The organism is Actinomadura soli (genome assembly GCF_005889715.1).
GTDB lineage: Bacteria > Actinomycetota > Actinomycetes > Streptosporangiales > Streptosporangiaceae > Spirillospora > Spirillospora soli.
Genome location: NZ_VCKW01000283.1, coordinates 1 through 9,944 on the forward strand (window position 1 = coordinate 1; position 9,944 = coordinate 9,944).

Annotated in this window: 7 protein-coding genes; 2 read left to right on the forward strand and 5 right to left on the reverse strand. The window is 71.9% G+C overall.

What is annotated here, in order from left to right:
• Positions 1–403: 403 nt before the first annotated feature.
• Positions 404–2,863, forward strand: a complete 2,460-nt coding sequence (locus tag ETD83_RS35060) for a sodium-translocating pyrophosphatase (protein WP_230421389.1) — start codon at positions 404–406, stop codon at positions 2,861–2,863.
• A gap of 171 nt (positions 2,864–3,034) precedes the next feature.
• On the opposite strand, the gene ETD83_RS35065 is transcribed toward ETD83_RS35060, so the two are convergent.
• On the reverse strand, positions 3,035–3,406 hold the full coding sequence (locus ETD83_RS35065; RefSeq protein WP_138649506.1) for a hypothetical protein: 372 nt from the start codon (positions 3,404–3,406) through the stop codon (positions 3,035–3,037).
• Here ETD83_RS35065 and ETD83_RS35070 point away from each other — a divergent pair.
• Entirely contained in the window at positions 3,380–3,847 is a 468-nt protein-coding gene (locus ETD83_RS35070) for a SixA phosphatase family protein (RefSeq protein ID WP_138649507.1), read from the forward strand. The two genes, ETD83_RS35065 and ETD83_RS35070, sit on opposite strands and share 27 nt — an antisense overlap.
• A gap of 19 nt (positions 3,848–3,866) precedes the next feature.
• Here the strand turns inward: ETD83_RS35070 and ETD83_RS35075 are convergent, their stop codons facing one another.
• From ETD83_RS35075 to ETD83_RS35090, 4 genes are all read right to left on the reverse strand, one after another.
• A complete protein-coding gene (locus tag ETD83_RS35075) occupies positions 3,867–6,110 on the reverse strand; it encodes an FUSC family protein (RefSeq protein ID WP_138649508.1) in 2,244 nt (747 codons plus the stop codon).
• Positions 6,111–6,300: 190 nt separating this feature from the next.
• The gene (gene serB, locus ETD83_RS35080; protein ID WP_138649509.1) at positions 6,301–7,554 is read right to left on the reverse strand and encodes a phosphoserine phosphatase SerB; all 1,254 of its coding nucleotides are present in this window, start codon (positions 7,552–7,554) and stop codon (positions 6,301–6,303) included.
• Between the two features lie 62 nt (positions 7,555–7,616).
• On the reverse strand, positions 7,617–8,636 hold the full coding sequence (locus tag ETD83_RS35085; protein ID WP_138649510.1) for an S-adenosylmethionine:tRNA ribosyltransferase-isomerase: 1,020 nt from the start codon (positions 8,634–8,636) through the stop codon (positions 7,617–7,619).
• Positions 8,633–9,944 (reverse strand): MFS transporter (locus ETD83_RS35090; protein WP_138649511.1); only part of this gene is annotated, 1,312 nt, incomplete at its 5' end. The genes ETD83_RS35090 and ETD83_RS35085, both read right to left, overlap by 4 nt.

Sequence of the window (9,944 nt, forward strand, 5' to 3'; positions counted from 1 at the left end):
GTGGGGTGAGAATCTCGGCAAGTTGATCTAGGTTGTCCCGATTTGGGTCTGGACATATTCCGTGTTAATGCCTAGCTTGAATAGAGCACCGGTGGGGTCGCCGATGCGCCCGGAGTGGTGCGCGCGTGTCGATGTGGCCGTGGGGTAATAGCGGGCTAACCCACGTTGACCTGCGGAGATGCCGTGTGCGGCGGCTTATGCGGCAAATTCCGGCGTATCGTCTGTTGCAATTCGGCGACATCCTCTTGAAGGGCCGTGCGGCCTTAACATTCGACTGCCGCCTGCGTAGACTCCCGGGACCCGCGCTGCCGTGCGAGGCGTTCGAAATCATGACTCGCGGGGTAACGCGGTAAAGATCGTCTAATGACGGTCCAGATCGCAACACCCCTGTCGAGGAGGACGGATGTCTGCTGGGCTTTCCCTGTCAAGCCCGGCCAGCGCAGAAGTGGATCTCGGCGGCGGCGACCTCTCACTGGTCGTCGTCGTCGCTGTGATCGCACTGTTGGCACTGGCCGTCGCCGCGGGTCTCGTGCGCGATGTTCTGGCCGCGGGCCAGGGCACCGAGAAGATGCAAGAGATCGCGCGGGCCGTCCAGGTGGGCGCCAGTGCCTATCTGAAACGCCAGTTCCGGACGGTCGCGGTCTTCGTCGTCCTGATCCCGCTCGTCCTGCTGCTGCTCCCCGCGGACTCGACCGGTGAGCGGATCGGACGCTCGGTCTTCTTCGTCATCGGCGCGCTGTTCTCGGCCGTCACCGGCTTCACCGGCATGTGGCTGGCGGTCCGCGGCAACGTCCGCGTCGCCGCCGCCGCCCGGGAGAAGGACGGCGAGAAGACCGCGATGCGGATCGCGTTCCGCACCGGCGGCGTCGCCGGCATGTTCACCGTCGGCCTCGGGCTGTTCGGCGCGGCCGTCGTCGTCCTCGCCTACCAGGGCGACGCGCCGAAGGTCCTGGAGGGCTTCGGCTTCGGCGCCGCGCTGCTCGCCATGTTCATGCGGGTCGGCGGCGGCATCTTCACCAAGGCCGCCGACGTCGGCGCCGACCTGGTCGGCAAGGTCGAGCAGGGCATCCCGGAGGACGACCCGCGCAACGCGGCGACCATCGCCGACAACGTGGGCGACAACGTCGGCGACTGCGCCGGAATGGCCGCCGACCTGTTCGAGTCGTACGCCGTGATGCTGGTCGCGGCGCTGATCCTCGGCACCGCGGCGTTCGGCACCGAGGGCCTGGTGTTCCCGCTGATCGTCCCGATGATCGGCGTCATCACCGCGGTGATCGGGATCTTCGCCGTGGCGCCCCGCGACGGCGACCGTTCCGGCATGACCGCGATCAACCGGGGCTTCTTCATATCGGCGGCGATCTCGGCGGTCCTCGTCGCGATCGCCGCGTTCGCGTACCTGCCGTCGTCGTTCGCCGACCTGAGCGGCGTCACCGACCCCGAGATCAGGGGCCTGGACGCCGATCCGCGCATCGTGGCGCTCGGCGCCGTCGTCATCGGCATCGTGCTGGCCAGCGCGATCCAGCTGCTCACCGGGTACTTCACCGAGACGAACCGCAAGCCCGTCCAGGAGGTCACCAACAGCGCCCGGACGGGCCCAGCGACCGTCATCCTGTCCGGCATCTCGCTCGGCCTGGAGTCGGCCGTCTACACCGCGCTCGTCATCGGCGGCGCCGTCTACGGGGCGTTCCTGCTCGGCTTCGGCAACACCACCGTCGCGCTGTTCGCGGTGGCGATGGCCGGCACCGGGCTGCTGACCACGGTCGGCGTGATCGTGTCGATGGACACCTTCGGTCCCGTCTCCGACAACGCCCAGGGCATCGCCGAGATGTCCGGGGACGTCCAGGGCGAGGCCGCGTCCATCCTGGAGCGGCTGGACGCCGTCGGCAACACCACCAAGGCGATCACCAAGGGCATCGCGATCGCGACGGCGGTCCTCGCCGCGACCGCGCTGTTCGGCTCGTTCCGGACGACGGTGATCTCCGCGTTGGACGACGCGTCCGCCGACGCCAAGGACGCGCTCGGCGACTTCAGCGTGTTCAGCCTGTCGATCGACCAGCCGAACGTGCTGATCGGGCTGATCATCGGCGCCGCGGTCGTGTTCCTGTTCTCCGGTCTGGCGATCGCGGCGGTGGGCCGCGCGGCCGGACGGGTCGTGGTCGAGGTGCGCGAGCAGTTCCGCACCAAGCCCGGGATCATGGACTACACCGAGAAGCCCGACTACGACCGGGTCGTGGACATCTGCACCCGGGACGCGCAGCGCGAGCTCGCCACCCCCGGACTGCTGGCCATCATGACCCCGATCGCGGTCGGCTTCGCGCTCGGCTACGCGCCGCTCGGCGCGTACCTGGGCGGCGCGATCGCGGCGGGCGTCCTGATGGCGGTGTTCCTCGCCAACTCCGGCGGCGCCTGGGACAACGCCAAGAAGCTCGTCGAGGAGGGCCACCTCGGCGGCAAGGGCAGCGACGCGCACGAGGCCACCATCATCGGCGACACGGTCGGCGACCCGTTCAAGGACACCGCGGGCCCCGCCATCAACCCGCTGATCAAGGTGATGAACCTGGTCGCGCTGCTGATCGCGGACGCGGTCGTGACGTACGCGGGCAACACCGTCCTGCGCGTCGCCGTGACCGCGTTCTCCGTGGCCGTCGTCGTCGCCGCCATCCTGGTCTCCAAGCGGCGCGCCGACCCGATCGCCGAGCCCGCCGTCGCGGGCGGCGCCCCGGCGCCGTCCGCCACGGAGAGCGGCGAGGCGGAGGGCGGCGCGATCGAGGAGGGCGCTCCGGAGGAGGCGGCGGTCGGCGCCGACGCCAACGGCGCCCCGGCCGAGTCGGGCAGCGAGGAATCGTCCGCCAACAAGGCCTGACCCGTCCAACCAGTAAGGGGCCGGTGGCGACACGCCACCGGCCCCTTCGGTTTTGCTAGGGGGCGACGAGGGCCGCCAGGCCCCAGATGGCGAGAAGGATGGCGAGCATCGCGCCGAGCATGAGCGCGAAGCCCTTAGGCCCCGACATAGTCGACTTGCCGCCGCCGCCCGTCACAACGCCTCCAGCTTTCCCGTTGCTTTCGTCCGAGGACGCAATGCGTCGAGGTACAGCGTATGGCCGCCCCCGCGCAGCCACGACAACGCACCGCGTTGAGCGACAACAGCAACCACCACCGCAACCACGCAACAACCAAAACCGCCGCGATCGCGTCCGAAGGCAGGTTCGAGCGAAGCAAGAACCTGATCGCGCAGCGAGCCGCCAGGCGAGCCGAAGCGATGCAGCGATCGCACGCAGCGCTCGACGATGGAGGGCCGCCAAGGCCCGAAGGAGGAGGGCACTGCAATGAGCACAGCAGGCCCGCCAGGGCCGAAGGAGGAGAGAAATACAATCAAACAATGCCGACGCTCATCGTTCTCCGTCATGCCAAGGCCGTCGCGGGCCTGGGGATTCCCGACATCGACCGCACCCTCAACGACCGAGGGCGGCGCGACGCCGCGGCGACCGGGGAGTGGTTGCGGGCGAACGACCTGGCCCCCGATCTGGTGCTGTGCTCGACGGCCGCGCGGACGCGGGAGACGCTCGCGCTGCTGGACGTCGACGCCGAGGTGAGCTTCGAGTCCGGGATCTACGACAACGACGCGGACGAGCTTCTCGATCTCGTCGGCCGGTCGCCGGACGACGCCGGACGCGTCCTGCTGGTCGGGCACAACCCGTCCGTGCACCAGCTCGTCCATGATCTGGCCGGGGAGTCGCCGGACGCCTTCCCGACCTGCGCGCTCGCGGTGATCGACCTGCCCGGCGCGTGGCCGGACGTCCGGCCCGGCCTCGGCACGCTCCGCACCGTCCGGACCCCGAAGGGCTGACGCCCGGCCGCGCACGGCTTCAGGTGCGCGGCTGGGCAGCGGCCAGGGACGACTCGATGACCGTTCCCGTGTCGCGGCGGAGCGCCCTGATGGTGTAGCGGATCCCGGACACCTGGAAGAGGGCGTGCTGGACGGGCGTGAAGTCGTCCCCGGTGGCGCCCGACTTGATCTCGGCGCGGCGGCGGCGGGTGAGCGTGGACAGGTGGGAGTCGAGGTCGGCGAGCTCCTCGCTGAGCTCCTCGGCGGGCATGGCGGCCTTCGGGTCGAGGGTCTCCGGGTCCTCCAGCCGCTCGGCGGCCTCCTCCAGCTCGTCGGCGAGCCGGTCGAGGATCTCGGGGATCGGGCCGCTGTCCACCGACTCCTCGCGGGACAGCCGCGCGACGGCGATGAGGTGGTCGCGGGTGCGGTGCGCGGCGTCCACGGCGGTGCCGAGCTCGGCGATCAGCCCGGTGTCGGGGAGCCGCTCGTGGCCGAGCCGGGTCCGGGTCCGGTCGACGGCCTCCGCCGACCGTCCCGCCGCGCTGATCGTCTCGTCCGGCAGCCGGACGATCTCCCCGGCGAGCACGTCCGCCGTCGTCCGGACGAGGCGGGCGAGCGTGCCGAGCTGCCGCCCGAGCTGGACGGGCAGCCGTTCCAGGTGCCCGGCGGGCCAGAGCAGCCGGACGGCGAGGTACGTCATCAGCGTCCCGGCGAAGGTCAGCACGATCCGCTCGCCCGCGGTGAGCCAGTCGGCGGGCGTGGAGAAGTCCAGCAGCATCATCGCCAGCGGCGTCCCGCACAGCGCCCAGTACGTGTAGTTCACCGCGCGCATGGCGAAGCCGGCCAGCGCGAAACAGAAGATGATCACCGCGATGGCGGGCTCGTCGGGCGCGATCGTCAGGATCACGGCCGCGATGACCGACCCGGCCGCGGTGCCGCCGACGCGCTGGACGACGTGCTCGACCGTCTCGCCGTAGGTGGCGCGCAGGCTCAGCATCGCGGTGATCGTCATCCAGTGCCCGTGCGACAGGCCGAGCCCGGCCGACAGCGCCATCGACGCGACGGCCGTCACGAAGACGCGCGCCACCTGCCGGAACATCGGCGACCGGGTGCGGACGGCGCGGCGCACGCGGGCCCACACCGGCAGCGGGTCGAGCGTCTCCGGCATCCGGGGCGCGCCGAACCCGAACCGCAGCCCGCCCGCGACGATCCGGCGCGTGGACGCGACCTCGCCCGCGATGCGCTCGATCGACCGGCGCACCTGCCCGATCAGCGAGACCGCGACGAGGTCCTCGTCCCCGGCGAGCCCGGCGCGCCTGATGTGCTCGGCGGCCCGTCCCATCCGCCGGACGGCCGCGGACTCCACCCCGCCGAGCGGCGCCGCGCCCGCGCTCGCGACACCGCCGGCCAGCAGCCGCAGCCGCGCCGCGAGCACCGTGATCGCCGTCTGCGTCTCCAGTTCCCACTCGCGGTCCGGTGGATAGTTCTTCGCGGCCTCCATGACGGCCTGGAGTGTCACCGTCTCGTGCAGGACGCGTCCGAGCGCGTCGATCAGCCGCTCGGGCCGGGTGGGGTCGCCGTTTCCGGACCGGTACAGCCCGTAGGTGGTGCGCGCGGCGGAAAGCGCCTCGGACGCCGCCCGCCGCTTGACCTCCCAGTCCGGGATGCGGGTGACGTCGAGCAGGTCGGGGTTGGTGAGGTCGACCTCGTCCAGGGGGGTGCTGTCGGGTGTTCCGACGTCCTGCGCCACCGCGTCCAAAGCCTCAGCGACCGCTTCGGCGGCCTCGCTCAGCGCCGCCCTCAACGGACGCAGCCGCCGCGCGGGCCAGGGCGCCAGCAGCAGCCCGGCGGTGAGCAGCCCGCCGATCAGCTCCAGGATCCCGATGGCGACGACGTCGGCGGACGGCGGTCGGACCGCGCTGAGCAGCACCGCCAGCCCCGCCGTCGGCCCGATCCGCGGGACGGCGACACCGAGCGCGATCAGCGGCGGCACGACGAACACCGACAGCCAGGTGTGCCCGGCCAGCAGCCCGCCGACCGTGGAGCCGACCGTCACCACCAGGACCCCGACCGCGAGGTCCCGCGCCCGCGCCCCGTACGGCCCCTCCGGCGTGCGAAGCGCGACCAGGTACGCGCCGAGCGCGATCATCGCGCCCTGCGCCCCGTGCCCGGTCAGCGCCCCGACGAACAGCGGCACGGCCATGGCGAGCGCCGCGGCGAGCCCGTACATGGGCGCCGCCGACCCCCCGACCTGGGCGTAGGCCCCCCGCGCCCGCCTGAACATGATCGGTTTCTACCCAGCCAGGACGAGTCACGTCACGGCGGCTCGGAGCCGGGCTCAGCCGGAGTCACGGGTCGTGCGATCTCCTGCGCGGGGCGCCTCCGGCCGCCCGACCCGACGAGCCGGCCGCCGGACCTGACGAGCCGGGCGCCCACAGCGCGCCACGCCGCTGACCCGCACGGTCGCGGCGACCTCAGCCGTGGCGTGAGGATCGACCGGCACGCGACGGGGATTCCACGGGGTCGCCCCCCTGGGCGTCAAGAGCGTCGGCGGCTTCCACTTCCTCGTGGGAGATGCCCAGGAGGAAGAGGATCGTGTCGAGGTAGGGGAAGTTCACGGCGGTGTCGGCGGCCTGGCGGACGACCGGTTTGGCGTTGTAGGCGATGCCGAGGCCGGCCGCCTGGAGCATGTCGAGGTCGTTGGCGCCGTCGCCGATGGCGACCGTCTGGCTGATCGGGACGCCGGCTTCGCGGGCGAAGCGTTCGAGGGCGGCGGCCTTGCCGGCGCGGTCGATCACGGGGCCGTCGATCCGGCCGGTGATCTTGCCTTTGACGATCTCCAGGGTGTTGGCGGCGGAGTAGTCGATGCCGAGATCGTCGACGAGCGCGTCGGTGACCTGGGTGAAGCCGCCGCTGACGATGGCGAACTTGTAGTCGAGGCGCTTCAGCGTGCGGACCATCGTGCGGGCGCCGGCGGCGAGCTGGAGCTTGTCGCGGACGTCCTCGAGCGCGGCCGCGTCCAGCCCGGCGAGCAGCGCGACCCGCTCGCGGAGGGAGCCCTCGAAGTCGAGTTCGCCGCGCATGGCGGCCTCGGTGACCTTGGCGACCTCGTCGAGGCAGCCGGCGTGCTCGGCGAGCAGCTCGATGACCTCGCCCTGGATGAGGGTGGAGTCGACGTCCATGACGATCAGGCGCTTGGCGCGGCGGTGCAGGCCGCTCTGCTGGACGGCGACGTCCACCTGCTGCTCCGCGGCCTCGGTGGCGAGGCCCGCGCGGAGGGCGTCGGGGTCGGCTCCGGACACGTCCATCTCGATGCAGGTGACGGGCGTGTGCGCGAGCCGTTCGATGCGGTCGATGTTGGCGCCGTGCGCGGAGATCCGGCCCGAGATCCCGGCCATGGCGGCGGGCTTCAGCGGGGCGCCGAGGACGGTGACGTGCAGCCGCCCGCTGCGTTTCGGCGTCCGCTTGTTGCGGCCGGTGGAGAGCTCGATCTCCATGTCGAGGTCGTTCGCGACGCGTTCGGCGGCGTTCCACACGCGGCCGATGTCGGCGCCCTCGGAGTAGGCGAGCAGGACGCCGAGGACGAGCCTGCCCCTGATCACGACCTGCTCCACGTCGGCGACGGTGAGCGGGAACTCGGCGAGTGTGGTGAAGAGGCGCGACGTCACGCCGGGGCGGTCGCGTCCGGTGAGCGTGATGAGCAGCGTGCGCTGCGCTGACCCGTCCATAACTGTTCACAACGGTACCGGCCGCGAAAGGCGCTCCGTTCGTCCGACCCCTCCCGTAGCCTTCAGGGCAGGATGAGGTTCGAGTCGCCGAACTCGTGCCAGAGGTAGCGCTCGGCCAGGGCGGCCTCGTAGGTGGCGGTGAGCAGCTCGCTTCCGGCGATGGCGGTGAGCATCATCAGGTGGGACGACTTGGGTTCGTGCAGGCCGGTGAGGAGGCCGTCCACGGCGCGGACGCCTTGCTCGGGCGTCACGATGTGCTCGGTCCACCCTTCTGACGGCTGGACGCGTCCAGAGGCGTCCACGGACGTCTCCAGCGCGCGGACGGCGGTCGTCCCGACGGCGATCACCCGGCCGCCGCGCGAGCGCACGTGCTCGACCAGCGCGGCCGTCGGTTCGGGGACCTCGTACCGTTCGGCGTACGGCGGTTCGTGCGCCTCCGGCGACGCGACCCCGGTGTGCAGCGTGATCGGCGCCATCAGGACGCCGCGCGAGACCAGCCGCGTCACCAGCTCGGGCGTGAACGGACGGGCGGCGCTCGGCATCTCGGCACTGCCCGTCGACCGGTCGTTGGCGAAGACGGTCTGGTAGGTGGCGGCAGGCCAGTCGCGTCGGACGTACCCGTACCGGATCGGCACCCCGTGGCGCCGCAGGTAAGGGACGACGTCGGTGCTCAGCCGCGCCTGCCAGAGCCGGTCCGTTTGCCGTCCGACGAGCGTGAGCGTGGCCCCGCCGGGCAGCGGGATCCATTCGCCGGGGCAGCCGCCCGAGTAGGGGTGGCTGGACTTCCCGGTGAGGCGGCGGAGCTCGGTTATCCACAACCGCTCGTCCGGGCCCGGAACCGGGGTCGAGAAGTGGACACTGATCCTGTCGAGCCGGACGGCGGCCGGCAGCGTGGACGACGTGTTGACGACCAGCAGATCCCCGGGGGCGAGCAGTGCGGGCAGATCGCGGAACTCGTGATGGGAGACCTCGCCCGCGGCGCGGCGTGAGACGAGGAGCCGGACGCCGTCGCGGGTCCGGCCGCGCGCCTCGGGCGGCTCGTGGGCCTCCAGGGCAGCGGGGAGGGTGAATTCGACGGTCATTTCCTGACCTCCAGCCGGAGAGCGGCGATCACGCCGAACGCGGCGATCGCGGCGAACAGCGCTCCGGCGACGGCGAGGCCCGTGCCGAGCCTGTCCGCGCCGAAGCCGGCGACCAGCGCGCCCGCGACCCCGACCACGAGGGACGAGCCGAGGGTGTCGCTGATCTGCAGCGAGGACGAGTTGACGCCCTGCTCGTCCTCGGATGACAGGTCGAGGAGCAGGACGGAGAGGCTGCCGATGGCGAAGCCCATCCCGGCGCCGCCGATGATCCACGCGGGCGCGGCCAGCCAGCCCGACACCTGCAGCGCGACGGCGGCGGCGACGATCCCGGCGGTGACGAACACCGCGCCGAGCAGCGCGTAGAACTCGCGCGACCGCTTCGACCTGGCCTGGATCTGGGACGCCGCAGACCAACCGAGCGCCCCGACCGTCAGGACGATCCCGGCCTGCGTCGCGCTGAAGTCGTGCAGCCGGGTCAGCGCGAGCGGGATGAACACGTCGGTGCCGAAGAACGCGCCGGACAGCAGGCCCCGGACGAGGATGACGCTCGGCAGCCCGCGGCGGAGCCGGAGCGTCCCGGCGGGCAGGAGCCCGGGCAGCCCGAACGCGAGGCCCGCGAGCCCGGCGACGACGGCGAGCGCCATCGTCCAGCCGGGCCTGTCCAGGCCGTACAGCAGGACGCCCGCCCCGGCCGCCACGGCGATGGCGGCCACGTAGCGGCCCTTGCCCGCCGCCGGCGCGGCGTCCACGGTCTTGATCCCGCGCAACGCGGGCACCAGCAGCAGCGTCGGAGGGATCACCAGCGGAACCAGCCCGAGGAACACCCACCGCCAGTCGACATGCTCGGCGACGACACCGCCGACCGCCGGGCCGATCAACGACGGGAGCACCCATGCCGCCGACAGCGCCGCGAACACCCGGGAGCGCAACTCCTCCGGATACACGCGGGCGATCACGACGTACATCGCGACCAGCGAGACCCCGGTGCCGAGGCCCTGCACGGCCCGTCCGGCGACGAACAGCCACATGGACGGCGCCGCGCCCGCGATCACCAGCCCCACGACGAACGTCCCGAGCCCGATCATGAACGGCCGGACCGGCCCCGACCGGTCCACCCACCCGCCCGCCAGGACCGTCGACAACAGGCTCATGATCAGCGTCGCGCTGAACCCCCACGCGTACAGCGCCAGACCGTCCAGATCGCTCGCGACCAGCGGCATCACGGTCCCAACGGCCATGCTCTCGAACGCCAGCAGCGTGACGACCATGACGATCCCGAACGTCGTCCCCCGAAACCCACCACCAAGC